Here is a 16,811-nt window from a genome sequence, read left to right on the forward strand (position 1 = left end):
GTATAACCGGGATAATAACACCATCTTCGATGCTATTTCATTCCGAGGTCAAAGCCAGCAGCCAAGGCTCAAGTCATTGTGAGGAAAACTACAGCCTGTACTCGGCACTCTTGTATTCAAGCGGCAACCTGAGTGATCTTAAAGCGGGCGATCAGCTGATTCAGCTGTTGCACCTGTTTGGTTATTTCCTGCATCGATTCGAGCATCATGTTGGCGGATTCGTTGGTGTCGTTGGCAATCCCAGAAATATGAACGATATTTTGATTCATTTCTTCTGCTACAGCACTCTGTTGTTCCGTAGCTGTGGCAATCTGAATATTCTGGTTGCTGATGGTGCTAATGGCATCAACAATTCTTGTCAGTGCCAATTCGGCCTGAGTTGCTGATTCTGCTGAGGTCTTGGCGCGACTTGCGCTGTTTTTCATAGCCGTAACAGCGTTGCGTGACTGGTGCTGCAATTGTTCGATTATGGTGTTGATCTGGCGGGTAGAGTCCTGAGTGCGTTGAGCAAGATTGCGAACTTCATCGGCTACCACGGCAAACCCCCTGCCTTGTTCGCCTGCTCGTGCTGCCTCAATGGCGGCGTTTAATGCGAGTAGATTGGTTTGGTCCGCAATGCTGGTAATAACCTCTAAGAATTCACCGATGGCAGCGCTTTCTTTTTCTAACTGGACAAGAATTTCGGTGGTCTGATCCAGCTCCTTAGTGGTACCGAGTATGCTTTGGTGAGTATGGGCCATAACCTGATGGCCGCTACTGGCATCTCTGTCTGCGGTGCTGGCTGCTGTTGCTGCCTGGTTGGCATTTTCGGCGATATTGAGAACAGTGGCGCTCATTTCCTGCATGGCTGTTGCAACCTGATCGATATCCGAATGCTGCTGCTCAACTTGCTGACCGGTACTGATGGCAATCTCAAGTACCTGTTCAGCATGTTGTTGTACCGTCCGGCTTTTGTCAGTCACTCCGGCAATAACATCACCCACTTGGGAAAGCATTTTGTTATAGGCCAAAAACATTTCGCCCACTTCGTTGTCTTTATATTTAACGTCGATCTTTCGGGTGAAATCTCCGTCCGCAATAGCTATCAGATGCTCCTTTAAAATCAGGATCTGATCCATCATAAAGGCAAGTCCAAACATCCGGCCAAGTACTACCAGTAGTAATATACCGGCGGTCATCCCCAACGCCAGGATTTGTTGATTCTGGACAGACCGGGTGGAGTCCGCGGCCATCATGGTCACGGCCTTGTTCATTTCTAACAAAATGACCGGAGACTGGTCATGCACTGCCTTAAGTTGGTTCGGGTTTTCGAGATAATTGGATATAGCGGACTGGTAGTGTTGCCAGAGTTGTCCCACATGCTCCAGTTGCTTTCGAATTTCAGCGTTGGCGGGGGCGCTGATGCCACTTTCTGGATTGCCATTAATCAGGTGTAGATGAGAATCACTGAACAGTTTTATCGTTTTCTCCAGAACCGCTTTTTCCTCAACGCCTTGTACGACCATCATTGCTTCTTTTGCCAACCGCTGACTGAGCATGCGCTGGCGGCCTGCCTCATTGATTGTTGCTGCATCGTTAGACAAGGAAAAATAGAGAGAAACAGCGGTAATTACGGCAAATACAAAGATTAAAAAGTAAGAAAATGAGAACTGGCGGGAGATTGTCTTAAGTCCGATCAAGCGCAGAATTCGGTCGATTAAATGGGCGACTTGCTGGTACATGGGATCTTCCTTAAGCTACGCTTGGCTGGGTTAAGCGTTGTTTCTGTAGAGTGCGTTAACCGATACTTAAAACGAATGTTTAAGTGAAGAGTTATACGCTGCCCGACTCAAGCTGCAATTGACGAGTGTCAAATCTGTATTTAACCAGACTCGATGTCGGGTTGGGGGATCAGGACAAAAGATCAGGAGATTGCAGAAGATTTGCTTGATAGGAGCTGTTCCCTCTTATAGTGGAGGTATGAGGGTACTTTTAGATGACTCTTATATAGGAAAGAGTCATCTTATTGCAGCGTTAAAGGCAGTTGCCGCCGAGAGGGAGACTCTTTTATCCATTGCATAGCAATAACAAAAACTATTTACCTTTTAACAAATCTTTCAGATTGGCGAAGGGTTGACTGGTCGCCGCTTCCAATTTGTCTCCTCCGGCGACGGTCTGACTGTATTCCGCGGTATCAACATAGCGACTATGTTCATTGTCATGGCAATAGAGGCATAGCAGTTCCCAATTGCTGCCATCTGGTGGATTATTGTCATGGTTGTGGTCTCGATGATGGACGGTTAATTCGGACAGGTTGGCGCGAGTAAACTCTCGCGCACAGCGACCACAAACCCAAGGGTACATTTTCAGGGATTTTTCCCGATATCCCGCTTCACGATCCGCCTGGCTTTGCTGGGCCTGGCCAATGATCTTTTTCAGATTATCGCTGTTTGGACCTGTGCTTTTGGTGGACATGTTGTTCTCCTGTACGATTCTTTGGTCCGTTGTGGATCGGTATTTGTACTGTTGACCTGAGTATAGAGTCTGATCAGCCCCATGGTCTGTTAAAGATAATATCTTGCTCAGCGTAGAATATGTCAACTTGGAAATGGTTAAAGGTACTTTAATTTTGAAAAGATAGTTATGGGTCCGCATGAGAGGATACAAGGCTCTCTATTCATCGGAAGCTATGTTTATAACCTGACCACAACTAAGAAACAGAATTCAAGATGATGTGGCTCGTTCAAACAGGTAGGCTAACGGCTTTTGATGGTCGGGTTGTCGTCAAGACAAGAAACCTGAGCTGATTGGCTTTAGATACAGCAGGAAGTTTGCTATTGGCAGATGTACAGAAAATTGAAACACACTGGTTAGGGAAGTGGCTGGGTCATCGCTGGAAGGGGGCCGCTATCAATCCTGAGGGGATTGCTTTACACAGTGGTACGACGCAAACGCGGGTTACCTGGAAAGAGTTATCCGTCGCCCCTATTGTTAACAAAGGGATCTTTTTTGATGCTGTTGTTCTTCGCATTGATGGTAAAAAGCGCACTGTCAGCTGGCTATCAGGCAAAACGGCTACCGCCTTTAAGGTGGCTATTGAAAAGGGTTGGTATGGCTTCCATACTGACGCTGCCCTTGAAGCAGTAGAACAGATAAAGCGCTTTTTGGATCAGTCCGGTTATCTCAGAATCAGCCGTGCCCGGAAGATTACAAAGATGGCCGCACAAGCCCTTAGCGTTGTTGGAGCGCCACCCTCTGGTGAAGTTGTTTCTGAGAGGGTACGTGCTCCTTTTGTCCTATTAGAGCAATGGGCTAATTTGGATAGTGCCGGGATTAAACTCTTACAGGATCAGTACGTCGAGCAGCAGAAAACACGCCATAAGACACTTTTTAACCGCATTGAATCCAATCCACTGACTGAGCAGCAGTGTCGGGCCTGTATTGTGGATGAAGACAACAACTTAGTGCTGGCTGGTGCCGGTACCGGAAAAACCAGCACTATGGTGGGGCGTGCTGCTTACTTGATTCAGAGTGGGCAGAGTAAAGCCAAAGATATCCTTATGCTTGCCTTTGGCAGCAAAGCTGCACAAGAGATGCGAGAGCGGATTGAGCAACGTTTGGATGGTGAAGAAATCTGGACCAAGACTTTTCACGCATTGGGTCAGCAAATAATTACCAAGGTTGAAGGCCGGAAAGCTCGGATTACGCCGCTGGCGGGAGACCAGAAGCGCTTTTCCAATCAGGTCGATCGTTGGTTTCAAGAGTTGTTGAAAGATCCTCAATACCGCAGGCTTGTGATTAAGTACTTTCAGTATTATCTGTTCCCGGAAAAGTCCCCGTTCGAATTTCAGAGTCAGGGGGAATACTATGATTACCTGGTGGCTAATGAAATTCGCACACTAAAAGGGGAAGCCGTAAAGAGTTTTGAACAATGCCTTATTGCTAACTGGTTGTTTTTCATGGGGATCGAGTATGTTTACGAACACCCTTATCAAGAGGTTAAAACCAGAAGCCTGGATTTTAAAGCTTACCTTCCTGATTTCTACCTTGTGGATTACGACATCTATATCGAATATTTTTCTGTTGATCGCAATGGAATGACGGCACCCTATATCGATCAGGAAGATTACCATGCAGAAATACACTGGACTCGGGAGTTGCATCGAAGCCATCAGAGTACTTTGATTGAATCCTTCCATTTTGAGCAGCGAGAAGGTTGTTTATTGGACAACCTGAAAGCCAAACTTCAAGCGCAAGAGGTGACATTTGATCCGCTTCCTGAGGAGGCGGTGTTGGAAACTTTACGTGAATTTGGAGCGCTTACCGCTTATTCGGCTGTATTGAGTCAGTTGCTTAGCCGTTTTAAGGCTAATTGGTTCGATAGTGATCAGTTGAAAAAACAAATAGCATCTTCACCCAACCCGGAACAAGTTGAGGCAGCGATGAAGTTGTTGCTGCCAATATTTGATCAATACCAAGCGCTGCTTGCTTCCCGCAATGAAATTGATTTTGACGATATGATCGGCAGGGCCATTGAATACGTACAGAGCGGCCGCTTTAAGCCCTATTGGCGATTTATTCTGGTGGATGAGTTCCAGGATATATCTGAGCCCCGAGCACGATTGGTCAAAGTACTCAGGGATGCGGTCAGTGATTGCTCACTTTTCTGTGTGGGCGATGACTGGCAGGCTATTTATCGTTTTACCGGTAGTGACGTTCGTCTGACAACAGGCTTTGAACAGTATTTTGGACCTACGGCAATAACGGCGCTGGATAAGACATTTCGCTTTAATAACAGTATTTGTGATGTGGCATCAGGTTTTATTACTCAAAATCCAACCCAGGTTAAGAAGCAGCTAAGGACCCATAGGCAGGTTCAGTCCCCGGCGGTTTCGCTATTACGACAAAGCTATGATCAAAAAAAGCCATTGCAGTCTATACGCGACAGTTTAACTGCAATTGCTAAGCGTGCAGACCCCGGCAGCAGGGTTTATCTGATGGCTCGATTTAAGTTCAAGTTACCGGAACCGCATGAGGTTGTTGCTCTAAACAAGGCGTATCCGTCGTTAAAGATTGAAACCCTGAGTTTTCATGCTGCCAAGGGTAAGGAAGCTGATTACGTTGTTATCTTGGGTCTTGAGACGGGACTGCATGGCTTTCCTTCAGAGAAAGTCCCCCATCCTTTACTTGAAGCGTTGTTGCCAGCTGCAGAGAGCTATGACTTTGCTGAAGAAAGGCGGCTGTTCTATGTTGCGTTGACCCGAGCGAAGCATCGTGTATATCTGGTCTGCGATATGACAACTGCCTCACGCTTTGTGACAGAGTTGCTTGATGAGGAATACCCTATTGAATTAGAGGAGTTTAATACCTCGCTGGCACAGAAACTTTTTTCGGTAATTAGCTGTATACGCTGTAACAGTGGTTCACTGGTCCCGCGTAAAGGTAAATTCGGGACGTTTTTTGGTTGTTCTAATTACCCCCGTTGTAATCATGCTGAAAAAGGTTGCCAGCAATGTGGTCAGGCGATGAAGCGGCAACAACGCTTTAAAGTTTGCCTGGATGAGGCATGCGGCCATTGGGTTCCGGTATGTCCTGAGTGTGGTGCAGAAATGACATTACGCCAAGGGGCTAAAAGCCAGTTCTGGGGGTGCAAGAACTATCGCGGGCAAGAGAAGCAAAGCTGCGGGCACACTGAAGCTGAGATAGAGTATCCGGTTCGTTAAGCAGCTCCTCGCTGATCGCTAGTGAATTCAAGCACCTGGTTTTCTCGACCCAGCTGGCTCCTGATCCACATCAATTCAGTCGAGACTTAATCGACCAAAGTTCAACTCTCCATTGTTGTTGAGGCTGCAAGACGACTTTTACAATAGTAGGCTCACTCAAAACTGGACAGGAAGGCTGTTGATAGCTTTACTATTCAAATAACCCTATTCGCTGGATGTCTTTATTTTTAAGTGCTGCTGGTCTGCTATGGGGCACTGAAATTTGGCTTTAGTTCTGCTGCATCTCAGTGGATTGCCTTCTAAGCAAAGGAGGTCGCGCCTCTGGTCAGGGAAAAGAGGGAGTTAACGGACCGATGGATAGCAATAGTTTCACAGGGTTACTGAATAATGCCGCGATCCTCCTTGCATTAGGCGTGATCTATGACGCCTTGGGATTGCATGCGGTTACAAATCGAACGAAACGAAAGCTCCTTTCCGGTTTGTTGGTGGGGACTTTAGGTATTGCGGTTATGCACACTCCCTGGGAAATGACCCCTGGTGTGTTCTTTGATACTCGCTGGATACTGATCAGTCTCTGCGGCCTGTTCTTTGGTTTTATTCCTACGCTTATTGCTGTTGCTATGACCGTCTCGTTGCGCATTTATCAAGGCGGGGCAGGGGCAATGGTTGGTTCGTTGGTGATTATTTTGCCAGCGCTGATTGGCCTGGCGTGGCGCTATGGAAGTAAACGCTTTAATCAGCCTCTGGATTGGCGCAGGTTGTATTTGTTTGGTTTTGTTATCCAGCTAACAGTTTTAGCCTGTCTGCTGCTGATGCCGGAAAGTATGCGCTTCAACATTATTGCGGCGGTTGGCCCCCCGATAATTATTATTTTTCCTGTTGGTACGATGTTGTTGGGTCTGGTGTTGCGTCGTCAGCGTGACCGTCGTAAAGCTGAACGGGAGTTAAAGGAAAACCGGTATTTATTGGATCGGGAGAGAGGTTTGTTACGTGGTTTAGTGGATGCGCTTCCTGATTTAATTTCCTTTAAAGATATTCAAGGGCGTTATCTAGGATGCAATCAGGCATTCGAGCACTATATTGGTCGACCGGAAAGTTACCTTGTGGGTAAAACGGATTTTGAAATAACAGGCGCTGTTAACGTTAATCCTACTGAATTACAGGATCATGAGCTGGCAGCGACGGACAAGGCGCGTTGCTATGAAGAGTGGGTTACTTATCCGGATGGTCGTAAGGTACTTCACGATACGATGAAAACAACTTTTCATGGTGAAGACGGTACAACTTTTGGGCTGGTAGGAGTCAGCCGGGATATTACCGAGCGAAAAAATGCAGAGGAACAGATTCGTAACCTGGCTTTTTATGATCCTCTGACTCAGTTACCTAATCGCCGTTTGCTGATGGATCGACTGCAGATGATGATTGCGACCAGCATCCGTAACAACTGTTATGGTGCGGTGCTGTTTATTGACCTGGACCACTTTAAAGTACTCAATGATACTCAAGGGCATGACATGGGTGATCAGTTGCTGATTGCCGTTGCCGCACGGTTGCGGGATTGTTTGCGAGAAGAAGATACAGTAGCCAGATTAGGAGGAGATGAATTCGTCGCCGTGATCGGACTGCTGACCAGTAACCAGACCAATGCGATTGCTACGGCGGAAGAAGTCGCGGAAAAAATACGTCATGCTCTCTGTGAGCCCTATATTTTAAATTCTGAGCTTGAGTCCGGCCCTGTGCAGGTAAAGGACTACCATAGTACCCCAAGTATTGGTATCAGCCTCTTTCGAGCAGATTCGAATAATAAAAATGAAATTCTGAAACAAGCTGATATGGCAATGTATCAGTCCAAGGCAGCGGGGCGAAATGCGATTCATTTCTTTGATCCGGTGATGCAAGCGGCATTGGAAGAAAGTGTTGCGCTGCAGGCAGATCTGAGAGAAGCCATTGTTAATCAGGAGTTAGAGTTATATTACCAGGTTCAGGTCGAAGAGAGGCATGGAATAAGGGGAGCAGAAGTTCTTTTACGCTGGCATCACCCCACCCGGGGTTTAGTACCGCCGATGGACTTTATTCCACTGGCAGAAGATTCCGGCCTGATTATCCCGATTGGTCATTGGGTGCTGGAAACCGCATGTCGACAGCTGAAAATTTGGGAGAATCACAGGAGCAAAAAGCATTGGCATATATCGGTTAATGTCAGCGCTCGCCAGTTCAGGCAGCCTAACTTTGTGAAGGAAGTGAACGACATTATCGTTAGTACCAACATTAACCCTGCTTTGCTGAAGCTTGAATTGACTGAAAGTCTGATTCTGGATGATGTTGCGGGTAGTATCGATAAGATGCGGGAACTTAATGAACAGGGTATATGTTTCTCTATGGATGATTTTGGTACGGGGCACTCGTCCTTATCGAATCTTAAACGATTGCCACTGGAACAACTGAAAATTGACCAATCGTTTGTTCGGGATATCACCACTGACCCGGATGATGCTGCAATCGTACAGGTTATTATAAGCCTGTCTCGCAGTCTCAAGCTTGATGTGATAGCCGAGGGCGTTGAGACAGAAGAGCAGCGACAGTTTTTGTACGATAACGGTTGTAGACAGTATCAGGGCTATCTGTTTGGTCGCCCATTATCGCTAGAGCAGTTTGAAGAGATGGTGGAGTCAAAAATTTTTCTGCCCGAAGCCAGTGTGTCAGGTTAGCGTTAGTAAAGCTTTCCGAAGCGCAGCCGAGTTCATAAGGCTGACTGCGCTTAGTATTTGGCAGCTGGAACTGATTACAGGTTGTCGATCTTCCAGGCGACAATTTTATTATCCAGCATCATCGGGGCATAAATCACGTCATTAGCGGCTCCAATATCTGCCAGCCCTGCTGCTAAACTAAGTACCCTGGTACGTTCCTTCCCTGCTAATCTAAACATTTCACCACTGATCCAGTCACTGATGTACAGGTTAGTCCCAATGGCAACAATGCCGTCGAGATTCCCCAGTTGGAAGCCACTGGCAACCGGAATGAGAGACGGATTGATGGGATCCAGCTGATATAAGGAACCCGGAGTTGCCGTCGTAAAGTCAGGATTCAGGGGATAGCCCCAGCCAGCGACCAGAAGCTTACCCTGATGCCAGAGTACGCCATTGGGATGTGGTAGTTGCTCAGAAGTAAACCAACGCTGCAGTTGGTTGTCTTTGATCCGATATATGGCACCACCCAATAGATCAGAGATATAGACCGTTCCATCCGGAGCTGCTGTAACATCGTTTAGCATCTTGGCGTTGGGGGCTTTTAACAGGTTGACTACCTGTCCTTTTTCCAGGTTAATCACATGTACCTTATTTAAATCTGCAACATAGAGATAGTTGTCCACAACGGCCATACCCTTTGGTGCGTCCAGTCCTTTAATCCAGAATTGTTGCTGGACTTCACCATTTTTAGAGACACGGCTGATATACCCTTTTCCGTTCAGCTCAAAAGGGTTGCCATTAATATTGCTTATATACAGCAGATCAGTGCCGGGGTCCGCGACTACTGATTCCGGTTGATCCAGATTGTTTATGGTCCAGAGCTCTTCTGGAGCAGATATGGCTGTGGTGCTGATCAACAGGGTTGCTGCTGCCAATAGCTGTTTGATCGGCGTCGGGGTTTTGAAGGTACTTTCTGTGTTTGTTTGCATCCTGATCTCCTTTCGTTAGAATTAAAATAAGAATACAAAAATGATCCTTAACTACAATAAAATGTAGTATTGGTATCAAAAATCGATCCTTTTTAAAGGGGTAAGGATTAACTTATGGAAGGTCAACGAAAGCGTATCGGGCTCTTCTCTGTGCTGAAGAAAGTGCTGAAAGCCAAGGGTATTCACTATAAAGAACTGGCTGAGATGATGAAGCTGTCGGAACCGACAGTGAAGCGTATTTTTCAGGAGCAGGACTGCAAATTGAGCCGTTTGATTGAGATATGTGACCATGTCGGTTTGAGTATTTCTGAGCTGGTGGAGATCGACAATAATCCTTCGACCAGTGCCTCACAACTGTCTGTAGAGACAGAGAAGCGATTGTCAGATGATCCCGGTCTGATGTCCTTTTTCATGCTGTTGGTCAGCCAGTTTGATGTGGCTGCAATTGCCTACCAGAATCAGCTTGATAAGACCGATGTTTATCTTTACCTCAGAGAGTTGGAGAAATTGGAGCTGGTTCGTTTGGGGAAGAACGATCAAGTCCATTTTCTTGTTAGTCGACCGATTCGTTGGCGTTTGGATGGTCCACTACACCAAACTCTGGTTCGAGTGAATCAGGGGTTTATAAAGGAGGCCATATCATCACACAGTGAGGCCGGCTATCCGTTCTACTCAACCAGTCGACTGTTGAGTCAGCAAAGTGTAGATCGGCTCAATACTGAGGTTAAAGAGGTTTATGATAGCTTCCAGAAACAGGCAACACTGGATCAGCTGTACTACTCTGCGCATCAGTTGATTCCCTGCAAGCTGGTAACAACGCTCGCACCATTTAATCTTAGCCATTACTTCTCTGTGCCTAAGTTCCATCAACGAACTGAACAATAGGATGTATCGTCTGGCTTTGTCCCCAGGGTGTTTTTTTAGTGTTTTATCAGTGACCCTGAGGAGAGCTGAATAGCCTCCTCAGGGTCGTTTACAGGGTTAGACTGAGAATTCAATCATATTACTCTGTGTTGTTTAGCTCAGTTCTGTTCAGGTTTAGATCAGCCGTGGCCGAAAGTAATTGCTGATGTAGTTTTTGGTCCGCTCGAGTATATCAACAGCAGTAAATCTATCACCGCCACCAAATAAACCTAACACCAGACCCGCTGCCAGCAATGCAAACTCCCGCTTAACTCCGTTCAGGTTCTTGATCAGCGTTTTATCCAGGCTGAACTTCTGGAATATGTACCAGATCATAATGCCGACGACTAAGAAACCGGCGCTCTGGATGACTCTCTTTGATCCAAATATCAGTGCTAGCCCTGATACTGCAAGCAGTAGCTGTGGAGTTGAAAAGGTTGCAATCTTTGCAAATTCGCCAAAGAACCCGCCGACAATCATGACGATTGCCAATGAGGATCTTAATAGTAACCCCATAGTATTCCAGTCCATCGATGCATGGGTTTGGGTATATCGACCGTCAATGCTTTTGATTCCTGTACCGGCATTGAACAGGACAAACATAAAACCAGACAGGGCGATATCTCGAATTTGAACAAAGATGGCTGGGGAGGTATAGGTTTTAACACCGATATCTACCCCGGGTACCGTCATGGTCGGCAGGGCAATGACAAACGTCCACAGCAAAAATGCATAGAACAGGCTGAGAGGCCGGACAAAAAGACCCGCCACCAACGCTATACCGCTGACTAATTCAAAGGTAGAAAGTGCGGTCAGAAAACCGCCAGGGCTCAGCAGGTTGCCCAGCATGCCAGTAAACAAAAACTGTTGAAACAGCTCGTTGATGTAGCCACTGGTTGACATATAGTTGTCAACCATCCCTTTGTTAGTGGATTCGCTCAGTAACAGACTGAGTTTGGATGTCCCACCAATGATAAAGACCACTCCCAGTCCAACTCTTAATAACAGAGCAATCAATCCAGTATTTGATTCGGATAAAGTATTCGATTTCACTTTTTATACCATGTATTCGATTTAATTTTTGTAACTGATCTTCCTGAAGAGTCTATATCGCAAATTCAACTGACAGCTGCGATGGATTCTTCCAATGAAAATCAGAGAATATGGAGCGCTTTTTTATAGCTGGACCAAGCGCTTTTCCAGATACGAAAAAATGACCTGTCAATTAACTTGATTCAGCACGGCAATCGATTACTGGTTTGGAGGGCGGGGAGATTTAAGCTGATACCAGGTGATGGATGAAAAAAACCAGTGTGTGTTTTGTATCGGTAGTGGGGCGCTGGTAAGCACTGCTTCAGTAACAATTGCAGCAGGCAGGCAAAGGTCAACCCCTGAGTCATTGGCAAAGATAGATTCTTTTAGAGGATCAGAAATAGTGGAACCAGCATACACGGAATCAGTGATCTCAGAGCGACTGCCCTCACCGTAGGCCATAGCAAGAGCTAAGTTTGTCAGCAAAACAAATTGTAGGCAAAACAATACAAATAACGAGGTTACTTTGCGCATCATCCATGTCCGAAAATCATTGTCCGGGTTTTAGGACCGATAACTTTTATAATGGTTTCAATTGTCTCGAATTATTTTCTGCACTGCTGGAATTCTCTCATGGCTTGCAGCAGCGGCTTACAGGGTCTCTATGAACTAACTTAATCGTTACCTGTCTCTTGTGCTGCATCTTCACGAAATAGCAGGTATAGATTGCGGTAATGATTTTGTTTATGTCACTGCAGTCGTTAGTGGTTAAGAAAGGGGTTTGATATGCATAAGATTTTGACGGTGTTGATTCTCTTGCTGGGACTGAATACAACTTACGCCGATGAGCCGGTAAGTACTGGTTATTGGAGTAATGCTGCGATAGGTGAGCATGATACGGTTGCTTATCACTCCGCAGATGTTCGTAATAAACATGCAGAAGTGAGCGGCAGCAAAAAGTTTTTAGTTGAGTGGAACAATGCTCAGTGGTATTTCGCCTCTCAGGCCTCAGCAGATAAGTTTGCTGCTGATCCACTGCGCTATCGACCTGAATACAATGGGCATTGTTCCAACGCGTTAAGCCTTGGGGAAGGCCTGATACCGACAGATGGGACTGTCTGGGAGTTTTTCGGTGATAAATTACATCTTTTTTATGCGGAACGAGGTCGGCAGCGTTGGTTAAACGGGGACTGGAAAGTTTATAAGGCAGAAGCCGATCAGGCCTGGAAGAAGTTACAGTAAAAGCATCAAAACTGAATAAGGGAGGGATGGCGATGAAAAAGATTGTCCTGGTGGCACTTTTGGGAGTCACTGCTGCCGTTGGTTCTGTTGCTAATTCAGCGATGAGTCTGCTTGATGAGCTAACCCGCTACCGTAATCTGGGGTCGCTAAAGGCAATCTCTGCTCTCAAAACGGATAACGCACGACTGATTAAGCAGAATAAGATGTTGTCTGGTCAGATCAGTGCGGCCAAGAAAAAAGTAGCCGCGAGAAAAAATAGAGTGGTTAAAAAATCACTGATTAGAGCAAATCGGAAAATCGCTACAGCTGGAGCAACCTTACTCCCTGTTTCAGGTACTCTTGTTGTGGGGTCTGTCATGGCGCTCGAGATCCATGAACTGTGCCAGGATGCCAAGGATATGACGGCTTTTGAGAAAGACCTTTTTGGACAAGAGTCAGCATCTGATCCGGATCAAGAGAGACTGTGCGGTATGGATATCGAAGCACAGATTGCAGCGGCCCAGAATGCTGTATCAGCCTCCTATCAATCCCTGAAAAAGACAACGGTCAGTACCTTTCAAGAGAGTGCTGAATACCTGCGGGAATGGCAAGCTCCGCTTCTGAACGATGCAGGAAATGCAGTCTCAGTTGCCTGGGAAGATCTGTTAAAAACCTTATCCATTAAATATCAGCAAGGAGCGGATTCCTTTATCGAACCAAAGACCACTCCATATGCTGGTTTCTCTCAACAGGGTACCATCATTCGATTGAACAATGACTGAGCGAAAGCGTACTAACTGAATGGGATGCACGAATACCTGTCAGGTAGGGTTGATTCAGTATCAGCAATAGCTAACTTGGGAGCTGCCCTAAACTCGATTTTTATCCTTTAGAGCCTGTTGTAGCAGCTTGATGTTACGTAGATTAGCCTTGTACCAGAAATCAAACAGATCCCCTATCAGGGGAATCGAACCAATCACAAACTCCAGCGCGGCATTGATCAACATACGAATAAATGTGGTAAAGGGAATTTTCAGACGCCAGGCTCGTGATATCAGATATAGAGAGGTTATCCCCCCAAAGGCATCTCCAACTCCCGGTATCAGCCCTATCAGCCCGTCCAGGCCGAATCGCCAGCGAGTACCAGGAACACGAAATGCAGCGTCCAGCAGTGTTGCCAGGCGATCCAGTCGATCCAGCTCCTGCTGAGTTTCAGAGGAATGCTTCGGGTCGCTGTTTTCAATAGCTTCGCCTTGAAGCGGTCTGGAGTTGGTTTTAGAGAGTCTCATCAATTAAGCCTAAAGTGGGTGATCCCATTCAAAGTATAAGTCTGTCGTTGTTGTCAGGTTTGGCCAATAGGATAACTGGTCTTGACTGCCTACAGAGTGACATAGGTGATTTGTCGAGAAAATAGCGTTTTGGTTTTCTATACTTAACATATTATTTCTTTAGCTTAAAAGAAGGAGTCTGCAGTTGAACCAGTTCGATGTTCAGTTTGGAGAGTTCCTAAGTACAGCCGTCGACTACGATGTTGCGTTGGAACACCTTAAACGTAGTATTTCTGCAATTTGCCGCTCAGGTCGCGGAGTCACCTATTATTACATTGGTAAAGGTAGTGGTTCGAATGCAACTCAAGCCATTTATCGCCGCTATAAAAATAAAAAAACTGATTGGGAGCTGACGGAAGATTGGGCTCTTTTCGAGTCAACCTCTGAGCATCTGGTCAGTGAACTTGAAAGTACTCTGAATGACCACTACATGCGCAATGATCCAAATCGCTGTTTAAACACAGGCGGAGGCTCAGCAGGCAGACCTAGTTCGCAACCAAACCACTACATCTATCTTGCCCTCAGGCGGCATTAAAGGGTTTCCAGCGAAAGGGCTTTTCAGGTTGCCTACCATTGCGTTACCAGCGCCAACAGCAAAGTTGCTTCGAGCCATCGATATTAAAGCTCGATCACAGAAAGACGATGCTGTTGAGTTTGGTCTTAGAGAACCTACGAACAGGCCCCTTGGGCCCCAAAAGGCTCGCTGAGAAAATCAGGGACTTATTCGCAGGTTTCTTGGTTTTTCAACACTGAAATAAAAGCGTTCAACAACCCTATCCCAGTACTTTAATTATCTTGTCAAAAGTATCCCTGTACTTCGATGTTAACTCACGATTCAATTCTTGCAGCTCTTCTTCTTTAAAGGACATTGCTTTAACTACAGAATCGGATAACTCCGCTGGTAAAACACCACGAGGCATTTCAGGAAGATCCCAAGTATTCATGTAGTTAACTTGCTTTCGTAGCTTTGGAAGCAGTCCTACGCGAGGTGTCAAAAACGACATGGAAGTAATAAGCCCATGCAAGCTTGTACCACAATAACAAGATGCGCATCGAATTAAGTTCATGATGTCAAAAACACCACCCTCTTCGTAAGTATAATATTCAACTTCTGGACTGAGCTCTTGTGTAATTCGGCGTATTCCATCAATATCACGATGACCAGCGGCATTGCCGATAGCAATAAAAACTATGGGTAAACCAATTTTTTTGTATAAATCAGATATAGCACTGGAAAATTCGTTCCCATATACGCGTGCATGTGCGTTAGATATCTGAAATATTATAAACCCGTTGTCCAACTTAGTGATTAAATCATTAACATCCTTACTGGTTCGGCTACAAACTTCATCAACTGAGAAGACTTCTCCCATCATCGTAGCGGAATCAGGAGACATTTCGACATCCAGATCACATACGTCCTTAACACTATCTCTGGAAAAAGTATCCCTAACAGATATATAGGAAGCCATTCCCAAAGTTGATGTCAGTTCTGATATTGCATCACCTGACACACCTGATACTCCAGTGGCCCCTACTGAATTATAGATAACAGATCGAGAGCCGATCAGTTCTCGTTTATCTGGCTGAAAAGGGAAGTACGAGTGCACACCTACATACTTTTTAGCCACATTTAGCAATGGTTTGGAAAAAAATCTGAAAATGACTCTTTCGAAAAAATACTCTAATTTGTCTGGGATAAGATAACTGATAGCTGAAAACCAGTCACAGCTGATAACATCCCCACCCGCAAGAATAATTACCGCATCGGAACCTGATTTATTAAGGCAGTCCTTTATACTCTCAGTTTTCAATGCCCCATAATCTAATAGATCACTTTCTACCATTCCAGACACCATGACATTTATATTGGTGTCGCTGTTTTCTATCAATCTCTTCATTATTATCGGAAATAGAAGATCACCATAATTATGCCGATCAAAAGCCCCATATAGAATGACATCTTTCATTAATAATTCACCAGTAAGAAATGATAGTTACATACTTTCATAAGTGTTACTTTATAAATTTCATGCTTAATTCATTGAAATTATATATAAAACATATTAAGAAAATCACATTTTTGTTAATATGTTTTACTCTCAATAAGACTTCGATAGAATAAAATAATTATTGTTGATAGTATCATTTCATATGGAGAGAATCCTTTAGGAAAATTAGTCAGCAACTTATAAACAGAAAAATTGTATATACGCTGTGATAATAATTTCCAATAATATTATACTTTTATGATCTTCTGCAAGGTAAATATGTTAAATAACAGATTATAAATTCTAAAATAAAAATTCTTGAATTAATAAAAATATCAAAATTGCAAATAAAACAAGTGAAATATAACGAATTTAAATATATTTATATTAATATATAAATAACCGCACCAGAAAATGGAGAACACAACAATGTAAATGGTTTATATTTCTCTCCTCTGAAGTCAGAAGCGTTCCAAGTACTAAGATCTAGGAGCATCTACCCTTATTCGTTGATTAGTACAGGAGTTATATTTCACCTGTGTGACAGGGGCATCAAATTCTTCACAAAGGTGGCAAAATGCCAGATTGGTTGAGTGCTTTCGCGACAATAACGTGACTAAATATTCTCCCGACTCGTAAATGGTCGACGCGCGCCTGTGGCTAAGCTGGCTCTCGTGGAGAATTGAAGAAGATAAAAAGGAGGTTAAGGTATAAATTGGCGCGCCTGGAGGGATTCGAACCCCCGACCAACAGGATCGGAATCTGTTATTCTAGCAAATCAATAGTATCCAAAACAAACTGGTTTTACCCCGATTTGTCGGACACCTAGTTAAGAGTAGATAATCTACTTTAACGAGGTTTTTACATGTCTAATACACGAAGAAAATATTCCGAAGAGTACAAGCGCGAAGCCGTTTCATTAGCGCTTCAACCAGATGCATCGATAGCTGAAGTTTCA

14 protein-coding genes are annotated in these 16,811 nt (G+C 44.9%); 7 read left to right on the forward strand and 7 right to left on the reverse strand.

Translation table 11 applies throughout. The features are described from left to right. Nucleotides 1-116: 116 nt before the first annotated feature. Both BGP75_RS01130 and BGP75_RS01135 read right to left on the reverse strand, forming a co-directional pair. The gene (locus BGP75_RS01130) at nucleotides 117-1,721 is read right to left on the reverse strand and encodes a methyl-accepting chemotaxis protein (protein WP_076714176.1); all 1,605 of its coding nucleotides are present in this window, start codon (nucleotides 1,719-1,721) and stop codon (nucleotides 117-119) included. Between the two features lie 352 nt (nucleotides 1,722-2,073). Further along, nucleotides 2,074-2,454 carry a YajD family HNH nuclease gene (locus BGP75_RS01135; RefSeq protein ID WP_076714178.1) on the reverse strand — a complete coding sequence of 127 codons (381 nt, stop codon included), beginning with the start codon at nucleotides 2,452-2,454 and terminating at the stop codon, nucleotides 2,074-2,076. Between the two features lie 362 nt (nucleotides 2,455-2,816). Between BGP75_RS01135 and BGP75_RS01140 the strand changes: the two genes are divergently transcribed. Both BGP75_RS01140 and BGP75_RS01145 read left to right on the forward strand, forming a co-directional pair. Beyond that, the gene (locus BGP75_RS01140; RefSeq protein ID WP_076714180.1) at nucleotides 2,817-5,702 is read left to right on the forward strand and encodes a UvrD-helicase domain-containing protein; all 2,886 of its coding nucleotides are present in this window, start codon (nucleotides 2,817-2,819) and stop codon (nucleotides 5,700-5,702) included. Between the two features lie 353 nt (nucleotides 5,703-6,055). Beyond that, nucleotides 6,056-8,410, forward strand: coding sequence for a bifunctional diguanylate cyclase/phosphodiesterase (locus BGP75_RS01145; RefSeq protein WP_076714182.1), 2,355 nt, complete (start codon nucleotides 6,056-6,058; stop codon nucleotides 8,408-8,410). A 74-nt stretch (nucleotides 8,411-8,484) separates the two neighbouring features. Here the strand turns inward: BGP75_RS01145 and BGP75_RS01150 are convergent, their stop codons facing one another. After that, nucleotides 8,485-9,378, reverse strand: coding sequence for an SMP-30/gluconolactonase/LRE family protein (locus BGP75_RS01150; protein ID WP_076714184.1), 894 nt, complete (start codon nucleotides 9,376-9,378; stop codon nucleotides 8,485-8,487). A 114-nt stretch (nucleotides 9,379-9,492) separates the two neighbouring features. Here BGP75_RS01150 and BGP75_RS01155 point away from each other — a divergent pair, with 114 nt between their 5' ends. Next, nucleotides 9,493-10,263, forward strand: coding sequence for a helix-turn-helix transcriptional regulator (locus tag BGP75_RS01155; protein ID WP_076714186.1), 771 nt, complete (start codon nucleotides 9,493-9,495; stop codon nucleotides 10,261-10,263). Nucleotides 10,264-10,416: 153 nt separating this feature from the next. Here the strand turns inward: BGP75_RS01155 and BGP75_RS01160 are convergent, their stop codons facing one another. Together BGP75_RS01160 and BGP75_RS01165 are read right to left on the reverse strand one after the other, a co-directional pair. Beyond that, nucleotides 10,417-11,334 (reverse strand): DoxX family membrane protein, encoded by a 918-nt coding sequence (locus BGP75_RS01160; protein ID WP_076714189.1) that lies wholly within the window; start codon nucleotides 11,332-11,334, stop codon nucleotides 10,417-10,419. Between the two features lie 198 nt (nucleotides 11,335-11,532). Next, nucleotides 11,533-11,775, reverse strand: coding sequence for a hypothetical protein (locus tag BGP75_RS01165; RefSeq protein WP_143820947.1), 243 nt, complete (start codon nucleotides 11,773-11,775; stop codon nucleotides 11,533-11,535). 324 nt (nucleotides 11,776-12,099) lie between these two features. Here BGP75_RS01165 and BGP75_RS01170 point away from each other — a divergent pair, with 324 nt between their 5' ends. Beyond that, a complete protein-coding gene (locus BGP75_RS01170) occupies nucleotides 12,100-12,555 on the forward strand; it encodes a YHS domain-containing (seleno)protein (protein WP_076714193.1) in 456 nt (151 codons plus the stop codon). Nucleotides 12,556-12,587: 32 nt separating this feature from the next. After that, on the forward strand, nucleotides 12,588-13,316 hold the full coding sequence (locus BGP75_RS01175) for a hypothetical protein (RefSeq protein ID WP_076714195.1): 729 nt from the start codon (nucleotides 12,588-12,590) through the stop codon (nucleotides 13,314-13,316). An 87-nt stretch (nucleotides 13,317-13,403) separates the two neighbouring features. Here the strand turns inward: BGP75_RS01175 and BGP75_RS01180 are convergent, their stop codons facing one another. Continuing rightward, nucleotides 13,404-13,823 (reverse strand): DUF4112 domain-containing protein, encoded by a 420-nt coding sequence (locus tag BGP75_RS01180; RefSeq protein ID WP_083704558.1) that lies wholly within the window; start codon nucleotides 13,821-13,823, stop codon nucleotides 13,404-13,406. 184 nt (nucleotides 13,824-14,007) lie between these two features. Here BGP75_RS01180 and BGP75_RS01185 point away from each other — a divergent pair, with 184 nt between their 5' ends. Then, nucleotides 14,008-14,397: a hypothetical protein gene (locus BGP75_RS01185; RefSeq protein ID WP_076714197.1), complete on the forward strand. Its 390-nt coding sequence runs from the start codon at nucleotides 14,008-14,010 to the stop codon at nucleotides 14,395-14,397. A gap of 238 nt (nucleotides 14,398-14,635) precedes the next feature. Here the strand turns inward: BGP75_RS01185 and BGP75_RS01190 are convergent, their stop codons facing one another. Continuing rightward, on the reverse strand, nucleotides 14,636-15,832 hold the full coding sequence (locus tag BGP75_RS01190) for a polysaccharide pyruvyl transferase family protein (protein ID WP_076714199.1): 1,197 nt from the start codon (nucleotides 15,830-15,832) through the stop codon (nucleotides 14,636-14,638). Between the two features lie 886 nt (nucleotides 15,833-16,718). Here BGP75_RS01190 and BGP75_RS27695 point away from each other — a divergent pair. After that, on the forward strand, nucleotides 16,719-16,811 hold a 93-nt coding region (locus BGP75_RS27695), incomplete at its 3' end, for a transposase (RefSeq protein ID WP_143820948.1).

It is taken from the genome of Motiliproteus sp. MSK22-1 (assembly GCF_001968815.1).
GTDB lineage: Bacteria > Pseudomonadota > Gammaproteobacteria > Pseudomonadales > Balneatricaceae > Motiliproteus.